The sequence below is a fragment of the Bulleidia sp. HCP3S3_C9 genome, from assembly GCF_052064035.1.
Lineage (GTDB): Bacteria > Bacillota_I > Bacilli_A > Erysipelotrichales > Erysipelotrichaceae > Bulleidia.
Genome location: NZ_JBQHWJ010000005.1, coordinates 14,806 through 39,543, shown reverse-complemented (window position 1 = coordinate 39,543; position 24,738 = coordinate 14,806). Strand labels below are relative to the sequence as shown.

Genomic DNA, 24,738 nt, shown 5'->3' with positions numbered 1-24,738 from the left:
TTTATATGACTAACGATTTTAATGTTCAAAAGAACAATCCTTCTTTACGACTATCGAAAGAAGAATACGTCGAAAAAAAGAAAGCAGAAAAAGATGCAATCTATAAATTGATTGATGATACTGCCAAACAAGTTGTAAACGATCCAACTAAGTTTGCCACTTTTCTAGATACTCAAAGTAAGTTTGATCGGTATTCAGCAACCAACGCTTTACTGATCTATGCCCAAAATCCAGGTGCGACTCAGCTTAAAGATTTTAATGATTGGACAAAAGATAATGTCAAAATCAAAAAAGGAGCTAAAAGCATCAGCATCTTAGAGCCGATAGAGTATGCAAGAAAAGATGGATCGACAGGTATTTCCTATAACATCAAAAAGATGTTTGATGTGAGTCAGACAAACAGTAATAGGCAACCAAGTGTAACGATCGATCGTGACCCCAAAGAGCTTATTACTGTGATGTTAGATTCATCGCCTGTTACCGTTGAAGCAAGCGATGAACTTCCTTATCCAAATATTGCTGCTTACTATGACAACGATGCTCAAAAGCTGTATGTGAAACGAAATGTGGGCGATAGCGTTAGAGTATGCCAGTCTGTCGCAAGCGAACTAGCTCACGCACAGATATCTATCAATTCTGATTCCTACTCTCGCTCTGATTCTGCTTTTTCAGCTACTTGCATTGGCTATATGCTATGTAAAAAGTATGGAGTAGATACAAAGAGTTTTGCGATTGATCGTATTCCTGATTCTTTGAAAAATGCCGAGCCAAAAGATATCCGCAAAGAGCTTTCAAAAATGCGAAATGCAATGGCTGAAATGTACTCTGGTATATCGGATGAGCTTTATAAGAAAAAGCAAGAACGAAACAAAGGATATGAAAGGTAATTCTTATGAAAGAAGATAAGTATCAAGTATCCTTAGATGACAACGAGCACGGTATCGTTATTCGATGTTTGAACGATAAAAGAAATGAGCTTATCAAAGAAGGCAAATATACCGATGCGGTTGATGATCTACTTGTTAAAGTTGGTAATGCACCAAAAAAGAAAGTAAGGACAAAGGATGGTCGTGATGAATCGAGATAATGAAAAGCAATCTGAAATCATTTTGGCATCACTTGGAATTATCCCAATTGTTTGGATATCGCTTCTTATCGCTCCATATATTAGCGAAGGTTTGCTAGGGTTATTTTCGAAGCTTGGCGATATATTCGATAATCCATTTCATATTGTGTTATGTAAGGACAGCCTAAAAACTGTCCTTATTTTCTTGATAATCTATGGAATGGGTATAGGTATTTACTTTTCAACAAAGCGTAATTATCGAAGAAAAGAAGAACACGGTTCAGCTAAGTGGGGGAATGCCAAAACGATAGATAAGAAATACAAGCAAAAACCACCTTCTGAAAATAAGCTGATGACCCAAAACGTCAGTATTGGTCTAGATGCTAAAAGACATAGAAGGAATCTTAATACTCTTGTTTGTGGTGGATCTGGTGCTGGTAAGACAAGATTCTTTTGTAAACCAAATCTAATGCAGTGTAATACCTCTTTTGTTATTTTAGACCCTAAAGGTGAGATCTTAAGAGATACGGGGAATCTTTTAAAAGATAAAGGATACGATATAAAAGTTTTAGATTTGATCACAATGGAAAAAAGTCATTGTTACAATCCTTTTGTTTATCTTCAAAGCGATAATGATGTACAAAAACTTGTGACCAATCTTTTTAAAAGCACTACACCAAAAGGCTCGCAATCCCAAGACCCATTCTGGGATACTTCGGCTTCGATGCTGTTATCCGCTCTTATCTTCTATCTTCATTATGAAGCTCCAGAAGATGAACAAAACTTTTCGATGGTAATGGAAATGTTAAGAGCTGGAGCAATAGAAGATGAAGAAGATCCTAGGCCCTCACCACTCGATGAGTTATTTGCTGAACTTGAACTAAAGAATCCTGAACATATTGCTTTAAAGTATTATCGTTCATATCATTCGGGTTCTGCCAAAACTTTAAAGTCTATTCAAATTACTTTGGCAGCAAGACTTGAGAAGTTCAATCTAGAAAGCCTTGCATCTTTGACAATAACGGACGAAATGGATCTGACATCATTAGGCGAAAAGAGAGTTGCCCTATTTGCCTTAATACCTGATAACGATACGAGTTTTAATTTCTTGGTATCGATTTTATATACACAGCTTTTTCAGCAATTATTCTATGCAGCTGATCACATCTATGAAGGTTCACTAAAAGTGCCCGTTCATTTTTTGATGGATGAATTTGCCAATGTCTCATTACCTGATGATTTTGACAAGATACTCTCGGTAATGCGTTCACGTGGTGTATCCGTAAGCATCATCTTACAAAATCTAGCCCAGCTAAAAGCGCTATTTGAAAAACAATGGGAAAGCATTGTCGGTAATTGTGATGAGTTTTTGTATCTTGGTGGTAACGAACAATCGACCCATAAGTATGTGTCGGAAATGCTTGGGAAAGAAACGATAGACACAAATACTTATGGAAAAAGCACCGGACACGGTGGCAACTATTCAACTAATTTTCAAATCAGCGGCAGAGAGCTTTTAACTGCAGATGAAGTAAGGATGCTCGATAACCGTTATGCAATTCTCTTTATCCGTGGTGAGAGACCTGTTATTGATTTAAAATATGACATTTTAAAACATCCAAATGTTGCCTTGACTGCTGATGGTAAAGCAAAACCATATAAGCACGGCGAGGTGACTCTTGACATCTCTTCTGTTCAAGTTCTGGATATTGATCCAATTACTGTAAAAGAAAACAAAACAGAAGAGTCAACTTATGAGCTTCTATCCGATGAGGATTTTGAAGGTGCTAACAATTTTTGATTTGGAGGTAATAAATAATGAAATTTGTTAAGAAAACAAAAAACACAAACTCTATGGAATTCCATATGACTAGTAAGGTCAAAAAAGCATTTACAACTTATTGTGCTTTGATCGCCGTAACAACATTTATGGCTTTGTCTATAACACCTGTATTTGCGGCTAATGATCCGATTACTGTTGTCAACAACCTTTCTGATTTTATATTTGGACTTATCAGAGCAATAGGTATGATATTGCTTGGCTTTGGAATCGTGCAAATTGGTTTGTCTTTAAAATCTCACGATCCATCACAAAGAGCGAATGGCTTTTTGACTCTTGCAGGCGGTGTCATCATTACTTTCGCTAAAGAGATTTTAAGTTTGATAACCGGCTAATGAAGACAAGTAGCTCTAGGGTAGGTCATATGGCTTACCCTTCTTTCTTAAAAGGAGGTGCAATTAGATGAGTGATAACTGGGTAGTTCAAAATCTGATCAACGCTCTTAATACTTGGAATGAGAAGTTATCAGAAATATGGTCTTTACTCACCACTACCCCACAAGAGTTCAAAGACGGTAGTATCTGGAATGTGATGGTGAATATTAACAGCGCAATGCAAGCAATAGGATTAGCACTCCTTGTTTTATTCTTTGTGGCTGGTGTGGTTAAGACCTGTGGATCATTTACCGAAATAAAAAAGCCAGAACACGCATTAAAACTATTTGTAAGATTTGCGATTGCCAAAGGAGTCGTAACTTATGGGATGGAGTTGATGTTAGCGCTGTTTGATATAGTTCAAGGTACGATTTCTTCCATAATGACGGCTTCTGGACTTGGAGGCATAGAATCAACGACATTACCACAGGAGATGATTGATACCATTGAAAACTGTGGTTTCTTTGAAAGTATCCCTCTATGGGCGGTCACTCTTATCGGAGGATTATTGGTAACAGTTCTATCGTTCATTTTGATAATGACGGTATATGGCAGATTCTTTAAGCTTTATATGTATACAGCGCTTGCCCCTATTCCATTATCAACCTTTGCAGGTGAGCCATCACAAAATGTAGGTAAAAGCTTTATAAGAAGTTATAGTGCTGTATTACTAGAAGGTGCGGTCATTTTACTAGCTTGTATCATATTCTCTCTTTTCGCTTCTACACCGCCTGTCGTCGATACAAGTGCAGCGGCCGTTACGCAGGTTTGGTCATATATCGGGCAACTTGCATTTAATATGTTAGTGCTTGTAGGAACCGTAAAGATGAGTGATCGGATCATCAGAGAAATGATGGGACTGTAAATTTTTTGATAAATTTTTAGGATTTTTGCTGATTCCTTACTAATAAGAATATGAAGGAGGAATCATTATGGAAGAATTATATTTCGCGCAAACAGGTGTTTTTATGGAGTTGCTTACGAATGTTCAAGAATTTGTTCTAGGAGAAATTTCCGCAAGAGAATTCTTAGTGATTCACGAAAGCTCATACGGACTATACAAGCGCCTAAAAAGATTATGCCGTGATGAATCGTTATTTTTGCAAAGAGTAAATCGAAAAGCAATTCGATATGACAGTTCAATCACTGCAGAAGAAAGCGAAAAACTAAGGCTTTCGCTTGAAAAACTGTTAAATAGATTTATGTCTGATTAGCAAGCCACAAGATCAGCATCTCTGCTGGTCTTTTTATATGGAGGAGTGAATTAAAAATGGAAGTAAAAATCAATCGAGAGATAAGAGACTATACCGAATCGATGTTTTTTGGGTTGTCACTAAGACAATGCATTTTTTCGTTTCTAGCGTGTTTAGTAGCTGTAGGAGTTTTCTTTTTATTGAAACCCTATTTTGGTATAGAAACACTGTCTTGGCTATGCATTATAGCTGCAGCGCCATTTGCGGCATTAGGTTTTATCAAATACAACGGAATGACTGCAGAAAAAGCTATTTATGCCTGGTATAAGTCCGAGGTGAAAATGCCAAAGAAGTTGCTATTTAAGAATACAAATATCTACTATTCAATGCTCAAACCATTAATCGATAAGAAACATAAGGAGGCAAAGAAGAAAAATGATTAAGACAATTTCCAATATGTTAAAACAAGACAAAGAGAAATTCGTTGTTCCTAAAGGCGTTCAAGATGTTATTCCAATCAAAGTTATTTATGATGATGGCATATTTAAGGTTGGTAAGGATAAATATTCCAAATCTTTTAAGTTTTCGGATATCAATTATGCTGTTGCTAGTCGAGAGGACAAGGAAGCTATGTTTTTGGAATATTCAGAACTTCTTAATTCTTTTGACAGCGGTGCAACAACAAAGATCACCATCAACAATCGACGTTTAAATCGTTTGGACTTCGAAAAGACGATCCTGATCGAAGAAAAAGATGATGATCTTAACGAGTACCGAAAAGAATATAACAAGATCCTTTTAGATAAAGCGACCGGATCAAATGCCATCGTACAAGATAAGTATGTGACTATTTCTATCAATAAGAAAAATATTGATGATGCAAGACAATACTTTGCTAGAGTAGGTGCTGATTTGATTGCACATTTTTCTAGACTCGGCAGCAAATGTGTGGAACTTGAAAGCGAAGAAAGACTTCGAATCGTCCACGATTTCTTTAGGACTGGAGAAGAAAGTTCATTTTGCTTTAACTTAAAAGCAACCAGAAAGAAAGGTCACGATTTTAAGGATTATATATGCCCGGATACGATGGAATTTAAAAGTGATTATTTTAAGATGGGCAATCGCTATGGGCGAGTTCTCTTTCTTAGAGAATATGCATCCTTTATCAAAGACAGTATGGTTGCAGAATTGACAGATATGAACCGAAATTTGATGATGTCGATAGATGTTATCCCTATTTCTACAGACGAAGCAGTTAGAGAAGCTGAAAACAGATTGTTGGGTGTAGAAACAAATATTACTAATTGGCAAAGAAGACAGAACTCAAATAATAACTTTTCAGCTACTGTTCCTTACGATATGGAGCAGCAGAAAAGAGAAATGAAGGAGTTCTTAGACGATTTAACGACTCGAGATCAAAGGATGATGTTCGCGGTCATTACGATGGTTCATACTGCTGATACAAAAGAACAACTTGATAATGACACAGAATCGATTCTGACTACCGCAAGAAAACATCTTTGTCAGTTTGCTACGTTAAAATACCAGCAAATGGATGGACTCAATACAGCGATGCCTTATGGCACACGAAAGATCGATGTATTCAGAACGCTGACAACCGAAAGTCTTGCGGTATTTATCCCCTTTAGAGTTCAAGACATCTATCACGAAAACGGAATCTATTATGGGCAAAATGTCATCAGCAAGAATATGATCATCGCTGATAGAAAACAGCTTCTAAATGGTAATGAGTTTATTCTTGGTGTATCTGGTGGTGGTAAATCATTTGCTGCAAAAGGAGAGATCATCAATCAAATGTTATCTTCTGATGCAGACATCATTATTATCGATCCAGAGCGAGAATACTCTTCGCTTGTTAAAGCGATGGGTGGCGAGATTATTAATATTTCTGCTACTTCGCCTAATCATATCAATGCGATGGATATGAATCGAGAATATGGTGATGGCACAAACCCAGTTATCTTGAAAAGCGAATTTATTATGTCACTATGTGAGCAACTCATTGGTAGCAATAATCTAGGTGCAAAACAAAAGTCCATCATTGACCGCTGTACCGCCAGTGTTTATCGTACTTATCAGCAAAATAATTACTCAGGTACCCCTCCTACTCTTCAAGATTTTAGAGCAGAGCTTTTATCACAAGATGAGCCAGAAGCAAAAGAAATAGCATTGGCAATCGAACTATTTACTAATGGATCACTTAACACATTTGCCAAACAAACTAACGTTGATACAAATAACCGATTGATCTGTTATGACATCTTAGATCTAGGGAAACAGCTGATGCCAATTGGTATGCTTGTAGTGCTTGATAGCATATTCAATCGAATCACACAAAATAGAGCTAAGGGAAAACATACCTTTATCTTTATCGATGAAATCTATTTATTGTTCCAGCACGAGTATTCTGCCAATTTCTTATTCACGCTTTGGAAACGTGTAAGAAAGTATGGTGCTTATGCTAGCGGTATCACACAAAACGTAGATGATCTGCTTCAAAGCCACACGGCTAGAACGATGTTAGCAAACTCAGAATTTATCATTATGCTCAATCAAGCATCTACTGATAGAGTTGAGCTTGCAAAGTTATTGAACATCTCAGACTTGCAACTATCATATATCACAAATGTTGATGCAGGGCACGGGCTTATTAAAGTTGGTTCTTCTCTTGTACCTTTTGCCAATAAGTTTCCAAAGAATACCAAGTTGTATAAGTTGATGACGACCAAACCTGGTGAAACCTTAAAAGACTAAGTATTGATGCGTATAGGCTTTATAGAAATATATGGCTTATACGCACTTTTTGTTATGTAGAAAAGGAGGCAACAAGTGAAAGATATAAAGACCAAAGACTCAGCTAAAAAGACGATACGAACACTAGATAAAGCTGTTGTTGGAACGCAAAAGATAAAAAAAGAGTTTATCAATTCCAAGGATAGGATAAAACAATCGAGCGATAGCGATGGCGAATCTGCTCAAGAGTACGCTGCTAACAACGCAGAATACTCCATTGAAAGTATTTATAAATCTGGGATATCAAAAGCAAATAAGATTGGGCGTAATAGCTTTATAGAAACGAAGAATAAACTAACCAAGCGTATCAAGTCAGGACAAGAAGCTAAGGAACAGTTCAAATCAAAGCAAGGTATTAAGTCTTTAATTAAGCAAAAAGATGCAACTAGATCAGCTATCCGTGATATATCAGATACAACTAGCGCTAGCCAAAGTATTAACACAATGGATAAAACGATCAAGACGTCATCCAAAACTATCAAAACATCGTCTCAAAACATAGCGGCTACTAAAAATTCTGCTAAACAAGCTAGTAAATCAGCAACTATGTTTAAAGAAAGAGCAAAGAAAGCAGCACAAAGTTCTAAAAAAACAGTCAAAGCGCTAGTCTCATATGTTAGGAAGATCATTCTTGCACTTAAGTCTTTTTTAACTGCACTACTTGCTGGAGGATGGCTAGCTACAATGATCATTGTGGTGATTGTTTTGATAGGACTAGTATGTGGATCAGTATATGGTATTTTCTTTTCAGGGGAAGATTCTGGTACAGGAATGACAATGAAAGATGTAGTCAGAGAAATCAATACAGAATATGAAGATAAACTCGATGATATTAAAGAATCTGTTGAATACGATGTTCTTGAAATGAACGGCAGTCGGGCTGTGTGGAAAGATGTCTTAGCAGTATATTCTGTCAAAGTAAACACCGATGAAAGTAACCCCCAAGAAGTAGCAACGATGAATGAAGAAAAGAAAGAACTACTTAAAGATATCTTTTGGGAGATGCACAAAATTGATTCAAGTACAGAAACGAGAACAGAAACAGTAGTTACTGAAACGGATGATGGGGAAGGTAACATTATTGAAACAGAAGATGAAGTAACACAAACGTATTTATATATCACCGTATCACATAAGTCGGTTGATGAGATGATTACACAATACAGTTTTGATATGACGCAGCAAAAATATTTAGCAGAACTTTTAAGTGAAGAAAACAATATGTTATGGTCGCAAGTCTTATATGGAATTGGGACAGTGGATGGTGAGATTGTCACGGTTGCTCTATCTCAAGTTGGAAATGTAGGTGGACAACCATACTGGTCTTGGTATGGATTTAGTTCACGTGTTGAATGGTGCGCTTGTTTTGTATCTTGGTGTGCTAACGAATGCGGGTATATCGATGCAGGTGTTATTCCTAAATTTGCTGGCTGTGTTCTTGGATCACAATGGTTTATGGAAAGAGGCCAATGGGCAGATGGGTCAATTGAACCATCTGCAGGCGCAATAATTTTCTTTGATTGGCAAGGAGATGGCATTACCGATCACGTTGGTATTGTAGAGAAATGTGAAAATGGAACGGTTTATACAGTCGAAGGAAACTCTATAGGTGATTCCTGCAGACAAAGAACATACTCTGTTGGCAGTAGTGTTATCTATGGTTATGGATTACCTGCTTACTAATTCCAAACTGCCTGAAATATGGCAGTTTTAATACATTTTCCTTCAACTCAAGTTATTTTTTCATAAAAATATGCTTATGATGTTTATAAAAATAGACAACATACAACTGTTTTAGTGGTAAATAAATCTTAATGTATTGAGAAGGTAAAAACTTTACGCTATAATTTTAAATGTATAAGTGCATCTTTAATCCACATAGAAAAGGAGTGCAAATATGCAAATCAGTTACAATAAATTACTTAAATTAATGATTGATAACCAAATGAAGAGAACCGATTTAATCAGAGCGGCTCAAATTAGTAGTAGTACGGCTGCTAAACTATTTAAAAATGAGCCAGTATCATTAGAGGTTCTTATGCGCATATGCAAGGTATTCCATTGTGATATCGGAGATATATGCGAAGTTATTTTAGAAGAGTAATGCTGGAGGTTGATATATATGACACAAAAAAACAACGCTAATATTGGTTTTGAGAAGCAGATTTGGGATGCAGCCTGTGTATTGTGGGGGCATATTCCTGCAACGGAGTATAGGAAGGTTATTATAGGTTTAATCTTTCTCAGATACATATCTAGTTCATTCGAGAGACGGTATCAAGAACTAGTAGCCGAAGGCGATGGTTTTGAAGATGATAGAGATGCATATATTGAAGAAAATATTTTCTATGTGCCTAAAGAAGCTCGGTGGAATGCAATTGCGTCAGCAGCACATACACCAGAAATCGGTAAGATTGTTGACGATGCAATGAGAGCTATTGAGAAAGAAAATCCATCACTAAAGAATGTTCTTCCAAAGAACTATGCAAGTCCAGATCTGGATAAGAGAGTTTTGGGTGATGTAGTTGATTTATTTACAAATATGGATATGTCTGATACAGAAGATAGTAAAGATTTACTCGGAAGGACATATGAATACTGTATCCAACAATTTGCCGCACACGAAGGGGTTAAAGGTGGAGAGTTCTATACGCCGGCCAGCATTGTCAAAACAATTGTAGCCATTTTGAAACCATATAAAAATTGTAGGGTATATGATCCTTGTTGTGGATCGGGTGGTATGTTTGTACAAAGCGCAAAGTTCATTCAAGCACATAGTGGAAAGCGTGGAGAGATTGCTGTTTATGGTCAAGAGTCAAATGCTGATACTTGGAAAATGGCTAAGATGAATATGGCAATTCGAGGTATTGATGCAAACTTTGGTCCATATCAAGCAGATACATTCTTCAACGATTTACATCCAAATTTGAAAGCAGACTTTATAATGGCCAATCCGCCATTCAATCTTTCAAGCTGGGGTCAGGAAAAATTAAAAGATGATGTCCGGTGGAAATATGGTATACCTCCGGCAGGCAATGCCAACTACGCTTGGATTCAGCATATGATTCACCATTTAGCACCTAATGGCAAAATTGGTTTAGTCTTAGCAAATGGTGCATTATCATCTCAATCTAGTGGAGAAGGTGAAATTCGAAAGAACATTATAGAAGCAGATCTTGTCGAAGGAATTGTGGCTTTACCTACGCAGCTATTTTATAGTGTTACCATTCCTGTAACTCTCTGGTTTATTTCCAAAAACAAGAAACAAAAAGGCAAAACTCTATTCATAGATGCTCGCAAGATGGGTCATATGGTTGACCGCAAACATAGAGATTTCAGCGATGAAGATATTCAAAAACTCGCTGATACATTCGAACAGTTTCAAAATGGAACACTTGAAGAAGTTAAGGGATTCTGCGCTATTGCTGACCTTCAAGAGATTGCAAAGCAAGATTATATTCTCACACCAGGAAGATACGTTGGCATTGAAGAAGTCGAAGAGGACGATGAACCATTCGGAGAAAAGATGAACAGACTTACCTCTGAGCTTTCAGAAATGTTTGCTAAGTCACACGAACTGGAAGAAGAAATCAGGGAAAAGCTGGAGGCTATTGGGTATGAAATATAGGCTTTCAGATATATGTGACTATGTCAAGGGCAAGATTGATGTCGCAGCGTTGGATGAAGATACATATATCTCTACAGAAAATATGATGCCCAATAAAGGTGGGGTCAAAAAAGCATCGTCCCTTCCAACGATATCACAAACTCAATCTTTTTCTACTGGAGATGTTCTTGTATCTAATATTCGTCCGTATTTCAAGAAAATTTGGTTTGCGGAATATGATGGTGGGTGTTCTAACGATGTACTTGTTCTTAGAGCGAAGGAAGGAGTTAGCAAAAGATTTCTTTATTATGTCCTCGCTGACGACACGTTTTTTGATTACTCAATGGCAACATCAAAAGGCACAAAAATGCCTCGAGGTGATAAAACAGCCATAATGGAATATGAAGTGCCAAAGTTTACATACGAGGAACAAGAAAGAATTGTGGAGATATTGGGGGTGCTTGACAGAAAAATACGGCTAAATACTGACATAAACAATAATTTATCGCCTTAAATCTCAACATCAGAGACATCGATTTCGCCGGACATTAACTTAGGGAGTAACACATCCCTTGTTTGAGCTAGTTTCTTGTTCTCAATCCTGTTTGAGATGAGTAAATCGTAAATTGGTTGTAGTAGATTTCCTATTCGTTGATAATCATCTTTATTAGGTATTAAAACTTCTGCTTTAGAAAGTTCATCTCGTTTAATATGTCCCATTGTAGTAGCTTTATCGGCTGCTACTGCTACAAAACGGTCGAGATGATGTTTAGTCCAAGCATAGTAGAACCACTTATCATATTTTTCTGAAGTTACCTTGAATAAATGTTGATTCAAGCCACAAGTACCGCCACACCAAAAATCAACTAGTAAGCTACCAGACCAAGAAAAAATAACATCGCCATCGTGTACTATATATTCAGTTTTTATGCTAGGAGAACACTGATCGCTACTTAAATCACACATTCCTTGTCTTAGTTCTTTAATTTTAAGGACAGGAATACCTATTTCATCATCAGTGGGACGATACTTCTGCATTGCTAAACCGTTTAAATAGTCTGCGATGTCAATCAAACTGGATTTGGTCCAGCCGTCTGGCATCGAATCAAAAGAAAGAAACTCGTTTATAAAAATAGACTTAGCTTGCTGCTCTAAATTATTGTTTATACATATAACTCTTGTGAGTGGCAAGAGTTAAACATAAAGAACACCACTCCATAGTTGTTCTAAACTTATTAACTAATGAGGAGAATGACTATGAAAGAAATTATTAAAAATGAAGTCTTACAAAGTATGATTCATCTATTAAGGGATGATCAATATGAAAAACTAAAAGAAGTATTAGATATGGTATTAGTAAATTATAAGATTGAAGAAATTAACGATGAACTGAACAGCAAAGATAATCAACACTATGTTGAATCTTTCTTATCATCTAAGCGTTTAGAAGGATGTTCAGAAAAGACTTTGAATTATTATAAGTCAACCATTGAAATACTTCTTAATAAGCTAGGAAAGAATGTTAAACATATTACTACTGATGATCTGAGAAAATATCTAACTGATTATCAAAATGATCATAAGTCAAGCAGAGTAACTATTGATAATATCAGAAGGATATTATCAAGTTTCTTCTCTTGGCTAGAGGACGAAGACTATATCGTTAAAAGTCCAGTTAGAAGAATTCATAAAGTAAAATCAGCAAGCACCATTAAAGAAACATATTCTGATGAATCTTTAGAACTGATGAGAGATAACTGCTCTAATATTAGAGATCTAGCTTTAATTGATATATTAGCTTCAACAGGAATGCGTGTTGGTGAACTAGTTTTACTTAATAGTGATGATATTAACTTTAACGAAAGAGAATGTGTTGTTTTTGGTAAAGGTGATAAAGAAAGAATCGTTTACTTTGATGCCAGAACTAAGATCCATCTTCAAAACTATTTAAATAGTCGAAAAGATGAAAATAAGGCGTTGTTTGTTTCGATTAGGAGCCCTCATAACAGATTAACCATTGGGGCTATTGAAACGATTATTAGAAATCTGGGTAAACAATTAGATATACCAAAAGCACATCCGCATAAATTTAGAAGAACACTTGCCACTAAGGCTATAGATAAAGGGATGCCTATAGAGCAACTTCAAAAGTTGTTAGGGCATCAAAAGATTGATACAACTTTGCAATATGCGATGGTTAAACAAAGCAATGTGAAGATTGCACATAAAAGATATATTGGATAACGGAGGAAAAGCTATGGATGAATGGGTAGAATGCAAAATTTCTGATATTGGAACAGTTGTTGGTGGCGCAACACCTTCGACAAAAAAACCAGAAAACTATGAAGATGGGAAAATCGCATGGATAACACCGAAGGATCTATCAACTTTTTCAGGACGATATATTGAGCGAGGCGAAAGAAATATCACAGAAGTTGGATTAAAAAGTTGCTCTACTAAACTTTTACCAAAAAATACTGTTTTGTTTTCTTCAAGAGCGCCAATAGGTTATGTTGCAATTGCAGCCAATGAAGTTTGCACCAATCAAGGATTCAAGAGCGTTATTCCTAACGAAAATACTGATCCTCTATTCCTTTTCTATCTTCTGAAATACAACAAAGATAAAATTGAAGGGATGGGAAGTGGTACAACATTTAAGGAAGTATCTGGTAATACAATGAAAAACATTGTTGTAAGCGTTCCTAGAGATAAAAGTGTACAGAAAAAGATTGCAGATATTCTTAGTAGCATTGACGATAAAATTGAAGAAAATGGGCGGATAAACAATAATTTAGAGCAACAAGCTCAGGCACTTTTCAAGTCTTGGTTTGTTGATTTTGAATTATTTAATAAAACAAAACCATCTGATTGGACTTATGGAACAATACAGGATTTAGCTTCAGAAATTGTATGTGGTAAAACACCTTCTACAAAGAAAAAAGAATATTATGGAGAAGATATTCCATTTATAACAATTCCTGATATGCATAACTCTGTATATACAGTAAAAACAGAGCGTTCTTTATCGTTGCTTGGTGCTGATTCTCAGCCTACAAAAACACTTCCCAAAAACAGCATATGCGTAAGTTGTATTGGTACAGCAGGTTTAGTAACATTAGTTTCAACACCTAGTCAGACAAATCAGCAGATCAATTCAATAATTCCAAAAAAGAACGTATCCCCGTATTTTGTTTATCTACTTATGAAAACAAAAACAGATGAAATAAATAAATATGGTCAAAGTGGTAGTACAATAGTAAATCTTAATAAAACTCAATTTGCAAAGTTAGAATGTATTATTCCTTCTACGGATTCTTTGATTGAGTTTAACAATTTATTAGAACCGCTTTTTAATAAAATTCTTGTTAATATGAGAGAAAATATAGCGCTTACTGACCTGCGAGATACACTACTTCCAAAACTTATGTCAGGTGAACTTGATGTCTCTAACATCGACATTTAAGCCACTAAATTATTGTTTACCCACGATATTAATCGTTAAAATATATGTAAGCTAGGCGACGAATCGAAAGGAGAAGAAGATTTATGGGATTATATACTGAAGCAGATTATGAAAATTCCGTAATCGAACTATTTAGAAATGATCTAGGGTATGAATATGTTTATGGTCCTGATATAGATAGGGATTTTTATAGTCCATTATACGAGAAAGTATTAGTAAATTCCTTGTACAGTTTAAATAAAGATTTGCCTGAAGATGCTATTCAAGACGCGTTATTTAAACTAAAGAATTTTGAAAATGGCGAACTTGTTCAAAAGAATGCTGTTTTTATGGACTATCTACAAAATGGTATCCCAGTAAGATATTTTGTAAACGGAGAAGAACGGTCATCTATCTGTTATCTCGTTGATTATCAAAATCCCAATAACAACTCCTTCATCGTCGCTAATCAATGGACTTTTGTTGAAAATAGCAATAAGAGAGCTGATATTATCTTATTTCTTAATGGTTTACCTGTAGTATTAGTCGAACTTAAATCTCCTTCTCGAGAGGAAACAGATGTTTCAGAAGCGTATAGACAACTAAGAAACTATATGCAAGAAATACCATCGATGTTTATTTATAACGCTATTTGTGTTATGAGCGATCAATTAACGTCGAAGGCTGGTACTATCACTTCTGGTGAAGATCGCTTTATGGAATGGAAAACAAAAGATGGAAGCTATGAAAATACACAATATGCCCAATTTGATACATTCTTTGAGGGAATGTTTCAAAAAGAAAGATTGTTAGATATTATCAAAAACTTTATTTGTTTTTCTAACGAAGGAATCCAAACCTTTAAGATTCTTGCCGGATATCATCAGTATTTCGCAGTTAGAAAGGCAATCGAATCTACTAAACGGGCTACTGTTACCGATGGTAAAGGTGGTGTTTTCTGGCATACACAAGGAAGTGGGAAATCTTTGTCAATGGTTTTCTATGCCCATTTATTGCAAGATGCACTAGACAGTCCAACGATCGTTGTATTAACGGATAGAAATGATTTAGATGACCAATTGTTTGGCCAGTTTTCTAAATGTAAAGATTTTTTAAGGCAAGAACCAATACAAGCTATAAGCCGAGAAAACTTAAAACAATTATTAGACGGCAGAAAAGCCAACGGAATTATATTTACAACCATGCAAAAGTTTGAGGAGTCACACGATCCTTTATCTGAGCGTAGAAATATTATAGTGATGGCAGATGAAGCCCATCGAGGACAGTATGGCTTAGCTGAAAAGATCAAATTCACGAAAAACGATCAAGGAGAGGAAGTTGCTAAACGAGTAGTCGGCACCGCTCGAATCATTCGAAATAGTCTTCCTAATGCGACTTATATCGGATTCACAGGTACACCTATATCTTCAAAAGATCGAAGCACTAGAGAGGTATTTGGTGATTATATCGATATTTATGATATGACCCAAGCTGTCGAAGATGGTGCTACACGTCCAGTTTATTATGAAAGCCGTGTTATCAAGTTAAAGCTTGATGAAAACACTTTAAAGCTTATTGACGCTGAATACGATATTATGGCAGAAAATGCCGATCCTGAAGTGATCGAAAAAAGTAAGCATCAGCTAGGCCAATTAGAAGCAGTGCTGGGTAATGATAATACAATTGATTCCCTTGTATGTGATATCATCGATCATTATGAAAACTATCGTGAGAATCTACTGACCGGAAAGGCAATGATAGTTGCATATTCTCGACCAATTGCAATGAAAATATATAAGCGAATACTAGAACTAAGACCTTCTTGGAAAGAAAAAGTTGGCGTTGTAATGACTTCGGGAAATAACGACCCTGAAGAATGGCACGAAATAATCGGTAATAAAAAACATAAAGAAGAATTAGCTAAGAAATTTAAAGATAATAACGACCCTTTAAAGATCGCTATCGTTGTTGATATGTGGTTAACTGGTTTTGATGTGCCTTCTTTAGCTACGATGTATGTTTATAAACCAATGGCTGGTCATAATCTGATGCAAGCTATAGCGCGTGTAAATCGTGTATTCAAAGATAAAGAAGGCGGATTAGTTGTTGATTATATTGGGATAGCTGGCGCATTAAAACAAGCAATGAACGATTATACAACACGTGATAAGAAAAACTATGGTGATACTGATGTATCTAAAGTTGCCTACCCTAAATTTTTGGAGAAATTATCAATTTGTAAAGATTTGTTCCATGGATATGATTACAGTAAATTTACGAGCGGAACCGATCTTGAAAGAGCCAAGACGATTAGCGGTGCTGTGAACTTTATCATTGCTAAAGATAAAGAAAAAGAGAAAGAAGCTTTCACTAAAGAAGCTTTGATGTTACATCAAGCTCTTTCACTATGTTCTTCTTTAGTTGATGAACAAACGCGTTTTGAAGCTGCATTCTTTGAATCTGTACGAGTATTATTGCTTCGTTTATCAAACACTGGAACAGGCAAAAAGATTTCATTACCAGAAATCAATGCCCGTATCAATGAATTGTTAAAGCAGAGCATTAAGAGTGAAGGAGTCATCAATTTATTCTCGGATATCAAGGAGGAATTCTCACTTTTTGATCCGAATTTCTTAAAAGAAGTTGCCAATATGAAAGAGAAGAATCTAGCAGTCGAATTGTTAAAGAAGCTTATTGCAGAGCAGGTAAGCGTATATAAACGCACCAATGTCGTGAAATCTGAACAATTCAGCGAAATAATGCAGAAGTCTCTCAACGCATATCTTAATGGAATGCTGACAAATGAAGAAGTAATTGCAGAGATGTTAAAGCTAGCTGAACAAATAGCCACCGCCCAAAAAGAAGGTGCGAAGCTTGGACTAACTGCTGATGAACTAGCGTTCTATGACGCTTTAACTAAACCACAAGCAATTAAAGATTTCTATGAAAACGAAGAGCTGATTGCCATCACAAAAGAGTTGGCAGAAACACTTCGCAAGAATAAGACAATCGATTGGCAAAGAAGAGAATCAGCAAGAGCGAAAATGCGGATGCTGATCAAAAAACTTTTGAAAAGGCATAAGTATCCGCCAGAGGGTATGGAAGATGCAGTACAGACGGTTATGGTTCAATGTGAATTGTGGACAGATAACAACGATATGACAAGCGATAACGCTTAATCATATGCAATTAGGGAGGATGTATGGAAGATACTAGATTTGCTTGGGTTAGTTTTTATGAGGAGCTAGCAACATCATTGCTTGCATATAAAAATAATCGTTCAGATCTTTTAAAGATACTTGAAATTATTTTTAAAGATGCAGGTTTGAATTATCCATTTAAAGAAAAAGGACAAGAAAAATACGAGGATATCTGCCCGTTTACAGTTTTTGGGTCGTTCAATAAAGGGATTAAAGACTCTAATAGGATTGCATTACTGGAACAATTTGCAAAATACTTTTCCATTAAAGCGAATGTACCGGAAGATTTTAGTGGCATTCCTGTATTGATGAATGTAAGTGCCTGGTTTTTCTCATATAAAGAAAGCCGTGGGGAACACGATATAGATAACTTATGGGAGTTATTTGATAAAGCAATCCAATATTCTGAAAATCCATCAGCTCAAATTAAAAATGAGTTTGTTGGCTATTATGATCAAGTAACTAAGCAAAAGATGATCAAGTGGAATATTACGATGGGTTTGTTCTGGATCAGACCATATACTTTTATTAACTTGGATTCCACTAACCGGTCATTTATCACTAATGTGGATAATATGCCTCATTATATTACAAAGATCTTTCAAAACATTAATAAGGGATTGCCAGATGGAAGTAGTTATCTATTTATGTGCGAACAAGCAAAAAACGCTCTTAAAGATGGTGAATATGACTATCATAACTTTCCGGAGCTATCTTACTATGCTTTTAATGCACTAAGAAATGAAAATGATCCCTCTGAGAATAGTTCTCCTGATTCAGGCGTAAAAGAAACATCATATTGGATCTATTCTCCAGGTAGTAATGCTTCGATGTGGGATGAGTTTTACAAAGATGGAATAATGGCTTTGGGTTGGGATGAAGTCAAAGATTTGAATGAGTTTTCATCAAAAGAAGAAATCAAGACTTATATGAAGCAAATATATGACGCTAATTATTCATACAAGAATAATGCTCTATGCTTATGGCAATTTGCTAAAGAGATTAAAATTGGAGATATCATCTTTGTTAAAAAAGGGATCAATAAAGTAATTGGAAAGGGTGTCGTTACTTCCGATTATATTTACGATACTTCTAGAAAAACATACAGGCACATAAGAAAGGTAGATTGGCAATTTAAAGGTGAATGGGAACATCCTGATAAAGCAGTTGCAAAGACATTAACGAATATTACACCTTATTCTGACTACGTAAAGAAACTGCTAAATCTATTTGAAGAAGAATCTTCTGAAGAAGATCAAAAAGAAATTGAAATCACTTATCCTTCTTATTCTAAAGATGATTTCTTAAACGAAGTATTTATGGATGAAGAATCGTATGACACTTTAGTAAATCTGCTTAGCACAAAATATAACGTTATTTTACAAGGGCCACCAGGTACTGGTAAAACGTATGCTGCAAAGCGTATTGCTTACTCAATTATGGGTGAAAAAGATACAAGCCGTGTTGCCTCGGTTCAATTCCATCAAAGTTATTCTTATGAAGATTTTATTCAAGGGTATCGGCCAACTAAAGAAGGGTTCGAACTTGTGAATGGAAGTTTTTATAAGTTCTGTAAGGAAGCTGAAGAAGACAACGAAAGATTATACTTTTTCATTATCGATGAGATCAACAGAGGAAATCTAAGCAAGATTTTTGGCGAGCTTATGATGCTTATCGAAAAAGATAAACGTGGACAAAAACTCAAGCTTCTTTACAAAGATGAGTGGTTTACAGTCCCTAAAAATGTACGGATCATCGGAATGATGAATACTGCTGATCGAAGCTTAGCTATGATGGATTATGCCTTAAGAAGAAGATTTGCTTTCTTTGATTTTGCTCCTGCATTTTCAACGGATGGATTTAGACAGTATTTAGATAACAAGAACAGTGATGAACTAAATAGATTAATTCAAACTGTTGAAAGTTTAAACAATGCCATATCAAGTGATGAATCGCTTGGAGATGGCTTTAGAATAGGCCATAGTTATTTCTGCACCGATGATGAAATCACGGATAAATGGCTTAATTCCGTTGTTGAATATGAGCTAATTCCACTTTTAAAAGAATACTGGTTTGATGAACCATCTAAAATCAGGGATTGGTCAGCTAATCTAAGAGGATCGATCAGATGATTCGTGTAAAGAATATCTATTATATGCTTTCTTATGCATTTCAAATATTAAACGAGCAAGGATATAAGAAGATATTAACTGAAGAATTTGATAATGTTGCAGAATTGTGCGCGTCTATACTTTCTAAAGGTGTAGCTTTACAGATAAAAAGAGGTTTGGGTAAAGAATATTTACTTGATTCCGATTCTCTTTCAACACTTAAAGGAAGAATTGATATCTCCACTTCCATCAAGGAACAGTCGCTTTTAAAAAGACAGCTAGTATGCAATTATGATGAATTTTCAGTAAATTCATATATGAATCGCATCATCAAAACGACGATGGAATTGTTACTACATTCTGATATCAGCAAAGCTAGAAAAAAAGATATCAGAAAACTTTTAGTGTATTTTACTGAAGTAAGTTCTCTTGAAATAAACAGCATAAATTGGAGATTGCAGTTTAACAAGAATAATCAAACATATCAGATGCTCATTTCAATATGTTATCTGATCATTAAAGGGCTTTTACAGACTAAGACTGATGGAACAACCAAATTGCTGGATTTCCTTGATGAACAACGTATGAGTAGATTATACGAAAAATTTATTTTGGAATATTACCGGAAAGAACATAGGGAACTGCATGTTTCATCATCGCAAATTCCTTGGAATCTTGACGATGATGAAGGTTCGATGTTGCCAGTTATGCAAAGCGATATTATGCTTCACAGTAAAAGCAAAACATTAATCATCGATGCGAAATATTATTCAAGATCTATGCAAGATCGATACGACGTCCATACTGTACGATCGAATAATTTGTATCAGATATATGCATATGTCAAAAATTATGACAAAGATAAAACTGGTAATGTTATGGGGCTGCTATTATATGCAAAAACCGATGAAAACATAACTCCGCATAACACATATCAAATGGACGGAAATACGATTATGGTAGACACACTAGATTTAAACTGTGATTTTAATTTGATAAGGCGGCAATTAGATCAGATTGTTAAAACACATTTTTAAAGTAACGAAAGGAAATGAGCAAACGATGAATGACAAACTTGAGATCAAACTATTAAATGAGTCAGAAATGGCTAGAACTGATTATGAAGCCACGATTTTTGAATTGCAACAAGCTTTAGACAATATGACAAGCCAAGCTGACAAATTAGATTACTTTGTATCGGTTGCTTCAGGGGTTCTATGTTCGTTACTTGATATTGTTTGGGTCGGTGAGTTTAGTATTGATCGCGGAAGAAATGTTGCTAGTGATGATGTGGATCAATTTGTAATAAAAGTCTCAAAACTTTTAGGATGCAAAGAAGACAGTATAGATGGATGTGTATCTTTCTTGGAAGATAGATTTCCTATCCCTTCTGATGGAAATACTCCAGATTTTGGAGGTGGAAAACAGCATCATCTTAGAGATTTCGCCCATCACCCTACAATTGTTGGATTGATGTTTTCTTTACTAACCCAATTTACAAAAATGTCTTATGGAACTGATGTAAACGGGGTGTTCAAAGTAGTACCGGTTCCCGAAAAAAGTTTAAAACATATTGGTGTTGATGTGCCAGACAAGATACTAAAAGGAACAATAATTTGGTTCTTCCATTTAGTAAGTGATATGGCCGGCTCAAGCAGTACTGCAGGTTTAAGTGGAGGTACAGGCATACCTGGACCTCTCCTATCCCTTGTAAAAGAATTTTCAGCTCTTCCTATTGCTCAAAACATTCAAGTTAACGATAAGTCTCTATCATTATTTCTGTCAAAGTTATTTAACGGAACATTGTTTGCTAAACACGATGAAAACGGCAAGATAATTAAAGACTCTGTCGTTCGATTTGACTTACGTACTGAATTGGGCGTTGCAGTAGAACTTGGAAAACAAGCTGTACCAGTTGTTGCTAATGAGTGTATAGTCCGAACATTTTATTTCATTAGAAGATTTATTAATGAGATTAAAGATAATCATATAGAACACATTAATGAAATATCTAAAATAAGCTGGGACGAAATAAAACCATATAAGAATCCGACCTTGACCAGAATGTTAACAATATCAACTGGTGTGTTTACTACGATAGATATTACTGAAGCTGTTATAACTCAAAAATATTGGGTATCAGTAAACTATGTGGGCGTTGGAAGATTTACAGTAGCTTTAACTTCTGAAATGATAGGCTTCTTTAAATACCGGAAAGTTCAATTAATTCAACAGATGTACCAAAGTATCGAAAGAAACACATATAACACAACAGACAACAACATATATGAAAGGATGGGCAAAGAAATGGATTTAGATAGGTTCGGATTGAATATTAAGGAAATAGAAATCCTTTATAACCTTGAAAATCAGAAAGTTATTAACGATATTGAAAAGACATCAAACATCATAGGCAAAGAAAAGTTAATTAAATTAAAAAAAGAATGGCTTGCTGAATGGAAAGAATATATCAGTGCTGGATTCCCAGACTTTGTAGGCGATAGAGACGCCAAAATAAAATGGTTTGATAGCGGAGAACTTAAGAAAATAGTGTCAGAAAGCCATACTAAGGATACTTGGTTTCGTTTGGTGTTATTAGAGACTATGTTGTTTGATCCTTATTATCCTTTAACTACAGAAAAAAATAAAAAAGGAAATGAAGTCCCTTGCAAGAAATATAAAGGTCTTAAATGTGACAAATCTGAAGGAGATAAATTTTTAGATAGTTATTTTAGTGAACCATTTTATAAAGCAGGCTATATTAAGCGACTAAGAAAATGCTATAAAAAAGTAACTAAAGAACTTAATGAAGTTATGAAAACTGCACTGATTTCATTATCGGTCGCCGCAGGCGTAGCTTTATTAACTGTTATTACAGCGGGTGCATTTGCCCCTGCCATTGCTGTTGCCTTGGTTGGCTCTAATTTTGCAGGGTTAAGTGGAGCTGCTCTTACAAGTGCTTGCTTAGCCTATCTAGGCGGTGGTGCTGTTGCAATCGGTGGATTGGGAATGGCAGGCGGAACGATGGCAATCGTTGGTGGTAGTGCTATTTTAGGTTTAGGCTTGGGTGCTGGTGTCGGTGGTGCTGCTGGTACGGTAAGCATTATGGGTAAAGAACAAACTATACTTCAATCAGCAAAACTTATGGTGTCGGTTAGAGAGATATTCCTAAATGATGAGCACGATGTAGAATATTCAAACTCTATTCTTGAGCAATATGTAAATAACGTTACAGATATAGAAAAAGGGTTGGTTGAGCTAAAAATTAAAGCCGATCTTGCTAGCAAAGATGAGAAAAAAAGACTTAAAAAACAAATTAAAAGCGCTGAAGAGTCAGTCAATGCGATGAGAATTGCAATGAAAAGTATGCAAAAATTCAACAGTTCTTTTGAGTTCGGCTTAAATCAAAGCAATGATTAGAGGTATATTGCTATGATGATTTCTCCTGAATATTACTATGAAGAATATTTAAAAGGTAAAAATGAAAAGCAGATATTGTCTGCCATTCGAGGATTGAAAAACCGTATTGGGCATTTGAAGAATGCTATGGAAAATCCTAATTATGGTACCGAACCGATGATTCACCCAAGCGAAGATGTTCAAATATCTTGTGATCGTTTATATCTTCAAAGAGCCATCAAGGCTTTAGAGGATATGGGTTATCCTTATAAATATTCAAAAGCAGAATTGAAGAGTATTAAATTTCAGAATGATCTTGAATATACCTCAAAGATTACTTTTGAAATTGGAGGATACTTTCAAGGATTTACTGAATATACGATTGAAATAGCTGATAATTCTGCAACTATGAGCAGTACAAATCGCTTATCGCCAGAACGAAATGAAACAGAAAAGAAAATTGATAAAAATGAACTTCTATATCAGTTATCAGAACTATATATCGGTGAATGGCGAAAAGATTATAACCCTGAAAGATTTGGCTTTGCTGTTTTAGATGGAACTCAATGGCAATTAAAACTTGAGTTTAATAATGGCAGGAAGTCTCACGAATTTTGTGGCAGTAACAGTTATCCATATAACTTCAATAAGCTATTGGATATTTTCGAGATAGATGGTGATGTTGAATTATGACGGTAAAAAAAGTAAGTGAGGCAAAACCAAGAGTTTTATGCCTATTGAAATTGTTAGAAAAATATACAGATGAGGATCATCAATTAACAACATCTGAGCTTTCGTCGTTGCTTGAAAAAGAATATGGACTAACTGTCCATAGAGTAACGTTCAAAAAAGATATTGAAGCACTGCAAGCTATGGGTTATGACATAGTTGAAACGCGTTCTTCTCAAAATAAATACTTTTTAGGTGCGCGAGACTTTGAACTGCCAGAATTAAAACTACTAATAGATGCCGTTGAATCTTCTAAGTTCATCACATCAACTAAGAGCAAAGAGTTGACTGCAAAGCTTCATAGTCTAGTAAGTGTTCACCAGGTTGAAAAGTTGAAAAGGAATAACTATGTTGTAAAGAATGTTAAGCCTAATAACGAGCAAATCTATTATATTGTCAATACTATTAATGATGCTATCAACGCCAATAAACAAATATCGTTTCAATACTATGACTACACTGGTTTAAAGAAGAAGGTTTTAAAAAACAAAGGCGAGATCTATAAAATAAGTCCTTATCATTTAGTTTGGAGTGGCGATTATTACTATGTCTTAGGTTATTCAGAGAAAAGAGAAAAAGTCATATCTTTTAGAGTAGATAGGATTGCAAATGTACCCAATATACTTGAAAAAGATAACATCCCTATGCCTAAAGATTTTGATCTTAATGAGTTTACCAAGTCCGTGTTTTTTATGTATGGCGGCGATAGGGTTCAAGTTAACTTACGGTGTGAAAATGGTTTGATGAAAACAATCATCGACCGCTTTGGCGAAGATGTAACCACTTTAGCATACGATATGGAATCGTTTAGAGTTGTTGTTGATGTAGAAGCTAGCCCGACGTTTTATGGTTGGGTATTTGGCTTTGGTGGAAGGATCGAAATATTAGGTCCGGCAAATATTAAGCAAGAGTTTGAACAGATGGTTGTTGAAACTTTTAACAAGATAAGCAAACAGTAATCTG

General features: G+C 35.5%; 21 protein-coding genes. 20 read left to right on the top strand and 1 reads right to left on the bottom strand.

Annotated elements, in window-relative coordinates:
• Positions 1–5: 5 nt before the first annotated feature.
• The 12 genes from ACTND6_RS02060 (at position 6) to ACTND6_RS02005 (ending at position 11,408) form a co-directional block, all read left to right on the top strand.
• The gene (locus ACTND6_RS02060; RefSeq protein ID WP_441021526.1) at positions 6–887 is read left to right on the top strand and encodes an ArdC-like ssDNA-binding domain-containing protein; all 882 of its coding nucleotides are present in this window, start codon (positions 6–8) and stop codon (positions 885–887) included.
• A 5-nt stretch (positions 888–892) separates the two neighbouring features.
• Positions 893–1,087: a hypothetical protein gene (locus tag ACTND6_RS02055; RefSeq protein WP_441021528.1), complete on the top strand. Its 195-nt coding sequence runs from the start codon at positions 893–895 to the stop codon at positions 1,085–1,087.
• Positions 1,074–2,867 carry a VirD4-like conjugal transfer protein, CD1115 family gene (locus ACTND6_RS02050; protein WP_441021530.1) on the top strand — a complete coding sequence of 598 codons (1,794 nt, stop codon included), beginning with the start codon at positions 1,074–1,076 and terminating at the stop codon, positions 2,865–2,867. Before ACTND6_RS02055 ends, ACTND6_RS02050 begins: the two co-directional genes overlap by 14 nt.
• Positions 2,868–2,884: 17 nt before the next feature.
• On the top strand, positions 2,885–3,241 hold the full coding sequence (locus tag ACTND6_RS02045) for a glutamyl-tRNA amidotransferase (RefSeq protein WP_244343655.1): 357 nt from the start codon (positions 2,885–2,887) through the stop codon (positions 3,239–3,241).
• Between the two features lie 67 nt (positions 3,242–3,308).
• Positions 3,309–4,145: a hypothetical protein gene (locus tag ACTND6_RS02040; protein ID WP_441021532.1), complete on the top strand. Its 837-nt coding sequence runs from the start codon at positions 3,309–3,311 to the stop codon at positions 4,143–4,145.
• Between the two features lie 67 nt (positions 4,146–4,212).
• Positions 4,213–4,494: a hypothetical protein gene (locus tag ACTND6_RS02035; RefSeq protein ID WP_441021534.1), complete on the top strand. Its 282-nt coding sequence runs from the start codon at positions 4,213–4,215 to the stop codon at positions 4,492–4,494.
• Between the two features lie 56 nt (positions 4,495–4,550).
• On the top strand, positions 4,551–4,916 hold the full coding sequence (locus tag ACTND6_RS02030; RefSeq protein ID WP_441021536.1) for a PrgI family protein: 366 nt from the start codon (positions 4,551–4,553) through the stop codon (positions 4,914–4,916).
• On the top strand, positions 4,909–7,248 hold the full coding sequence (locus tag ACTND6_RS02025) for a VirB4-like conjugal transfer ATPase, CD1110 family (RefSeq protein ID WP_441021538.1): 2,340 nt from the start codon (positions 4,909–4,911) through the stop codon (positions 7,246–7,248). The genes ACTND6_RS02030 and ACTND6_RS02025 overlap by 8 nt, the downstream gene beginning before the upstream one ends.
• A gap of 75 nt (positions 7,249–7,323) precedes the next feature.
• Entirely contained in the window at positions 7,324–8,970 is a 1,647-nt protein-coding gene (locus tag ACTND6_RS02020) for a CHAP domain-containing protein (RefSeq protein ID WP_441021539.1), read from the top strand.
• 214 nt (positions 8,971–9,184) lie between these two features.
• Complete coding sequence (locus tag ACTND6_RS02015) at positions 9,185–9,391, top strand: helix-turn-helix domain-containing protein (RefSeq protein WP_441021541.1); 207 nt, start codon at positions 9,185–9,187, stop codon at positions 9,389–9,391.
• An 18-nt stretch (positions 9,392–9,409) separates the two neighbouring features.
• Positions 9,410–10,915 carry an N-6 DNA methylase gene (locus tag ACTND6_RS02010; RefSeq protein ID WP_441021543.1) on the top strand — a complete coding sequence of 502 codons (1,506 nt, stop codon included), beginning with the start codon at positions 9,410–9,412 and terminating at the stop codon, positions 10,913–10,915.
• A complete protein-coding gene (locus ACTND6_RS02005) occupies positions 10,905–11,408 on the top strand; it encodes a restriction endonuclease subunit S (RefSeq protein ID WP_441021545.1) in 504 nt (167 codons plus the stop codon). Before ACTND6_RS02010 ends, ACTND6_RS02005 begins: the two co-directional genes overlap by 11 nt.
• Here the strand turns inward: ACTND6_RS02005 and ACTND6_RS02000 are convergent.
• Complete coding sequence (locus tag ACTND6_RS02000; protein ID WP_441021547.1) at positions 11,405–12,085, bottom strand: restriction endonuclease subunit S; 681 nt, start codon at positions 12,083–12,085, stop codon at positions 11,405–11,407. The genes ACTND6_RS02005 and ACTND6_RS02000 overlap by 4 nt on opposite strands.
• A 66-nt stretch (positions 12,086–12,151) precedes the next feature.
• Between ACTND6_RS02000 and xerA the strand changes: the two genes are divergently transcribed.
• From xerA to ACTND6_RS01960, 8 genes are all read left to right on the top strand, one after another.
• The gene (gene xerA / locus ACTND6_RS01995) at positions 12,152–13,138 is read left to right on the top strand and encodes a site-specific tyrosine recombinase/integron integrase (protein WP_441021549.1); all 987 of its coding nucleotides are present in this window, start codon (positions 12,152–12,154) and stop codon (positions 13,136–13,138) included.
• 13 nt (positions 13,139–13,151) lie between these two features.
• On the top strand, positions 13,152–14,357 hold the full coding sequence (locus ACTND6_RS01990; RefSeq protein WP_441021551.1) for a restriction endonuclease subunit S: 1,206 nt from the start codon (positions 13,152–13,154) through the stop codon (positions 14,355–14,357).
• A gap of 83 nt (positions 14,358–14,440) precedes the next feature.
• Complete coding sequence (locus ACTND6_RS01985; RefSeq protein WP_441021553.1) at positions 14,441–17,515, top strand: type I restriction endonuclease subunit R; 3,075 nt, start codon at positions 14,441–14,443, stop codon at positions 17,513–17,515.
• Positions 17,516–17,538: 23 nt separating this feature from the next.
• Positions 17,539–19,668 carry an AAA family ATPase gene (locus ACTND6_RS01980; protein WP_441021555.1) on the top strand — a complete coding sequence of 710 codons (2,130 nt, stop codon included), beginning with the start codon at positions 17,539–17,541 and terminating at the stop codon, positions 19,666–19,668.
• Positions 19,665–20,684, top strand: coding sequence for a 5-methylcytosine-specific restriction endonuclease system specificity protein McrC (mcrC, locus tag ACTND6_RS01975; protein WP_441021557.1), 1,020 nt, complete (start codon positions 19,665–19,667; stop codon positions 20,682–20,684). Before ACTND6_RS01980 ends, mcrC begins: the two co-directional genes overlap by 4 nt.
• Positions 20,665–23,067 carry a hypothetical protein gene (locus tag ACTND6_RS01970; RefSeq protein ID WP_441045039.1) on the top strand — a complete coding sequence of 801 codons (2,403 nt, stop codon included), beginning with the start codon at positions 20,665–20,667 and terminating at the stop codon, positions 23,065–23,067. Before mcrC ends, ACTND6_RS01970 begins: the two co-directional genes overlap by 20 nt.
• 12 nt (positions 23,068–23,079) lie before the next feature.
• Positions 23,080–23,739, top strand: coding sequence for a hypothetical protein (locus ACTND6_RS01965; RefSeq protein ID WP_441021561.1), 660 nt, complete (start codon positions 23,080–23,082; stop codon positions 23,737–23,739).
• Complete coding sequence (locus tag ACTND6_RS01960) at positions 23,736–24,734, top strand: helix-turn-helix transcriptional regulator (protein ID WP_441021563.1); 999 nt, start codon at positions 23,736–23,738, stop codon at positions 24,732–24,734. The genes ACTND6_RS01965 and ACTND6_RS01960 overlap by 4 nt, the downstream gene beginning before the upstream one ends.
• Positions 24,735–24,738: the final 4 nt, after the last annotated feature.

Coding starts and splice junctions, on each gene's coding strand:
- ACTND6_RS02060 (WP_441021526.1), top strand. CDS start 6: ATGACTAACGATTTTAATGTTCAAAAGAACAATCCTTCTTTACGACTA.
- ACTND6_RS02055 (WP_441021528.1), top strand. CDS start 893: ATGAAAGAAGATAAGTATCAAGTATCCTTAGATGACAACGAGCACGGT.
- ACTND6_RS02050 (WP_441021530.1), top strand. CDS start 1,074: ATGAATCGAGATAATGAAAAGCAATCTGAAATCATTTTGGCATCACTT.
- ACTND6_RS02045 (WP_244343655.1), top strand. CDS start 2,885: ATGAAATTTGTTAAGAAAACAAAAAACACAAACTCTATGGAATTCCAT.
- ACTND6_RS02040 (WP_441021532.1), top strand. CDS start 3,309: ATGAGTGATAACTGGGTAGTTCAAAATCTGATCAACGCTCTTAATACT.
- ACTND6_RS02035 (WP_441021534.1), top strand. CDS start 4,213: ATGGAAGAATTATATTTCGCGCAAACAGGTGTTTTTATGGAGTTGCTT.
- ACTND6_RS02030 (WP_441021536.1), top strand. CDS start 4,551: ATGGAAGTAAAAATCAATCGAGAGATAAGAGACTATACCGAATCGATG.
- ACTND6_RS02025 (WP_441021538.1), top strand. CDS start 4,909: ATGATTAAGACAATTTCCAATATGTTAAAACAAGACAAAGAGAAATTC.
- ACTND6_RS02015 (WP_441021541.1), top strand. CDS start 9,185: ATGCAAATCAGTTACAATAAATTACTTAAATTAATGATTGATAACCAA.
- ACTND6_RS02010 (WP_441021543.1), top strand. CDS start 9,410: ATGACACAAAAAAACAACGCTAATATTGGTTTTGAGAAGCAGATTTGG.
- ACTND6_RS02005 (WP_441021545.1), top strand. CDS start 10,905: ATGAAATATAGGCTTTCAGATATATGTGACTATGTCAAGGGCAAGATT.
- xerA (WP_441021549.1), top strand. CDS start 12,152: ATGAAAGAAATTATTAAAAATGAAGTCTTACAAAGTATGATTCATCTA.
- ACTND6_RS01990 (WP_441021551.1), top strand. CDS start 13,152: ATGGATGAATGGGTAGAATGCAAAATTTCTGATATTGGAACAGTTGTT.
- ACTND6_RS01985 (WP_441021553.1), top strand. CDS start 14,441: ATGGGATTATATACTGAAGCAGATTATGAAAATTCCGTAATCGAACTA.
- ACTND6_RS01980 (WP_441021555.1), top strand. CDS start 17,539: ATGGAAGATACTAGATTTGCTTGGGTTAGTTTTTATGAGGAGCTAGCA.
- mcrC (WP_441021557.1), top strand. CDS start 19,665: ATGATTCGTGTAAAGAATATCTATTATATGCTTTCTTATGCATTTCAA.
- ACTND6_RS01965 (WP_441021561.1), top strand. CDS start 23,080: ATGATGATTTCTCCTGAATATTACTATGAAGAATATTTAAAAGGTAAA.
- ACTND6_RS01960 (WP_441021563.1), top strand. CDS start 23,736: ATGACGGTAAAAAAAGTAAGTGAGGCAAAACCAAGAGTTTTATGCCTA.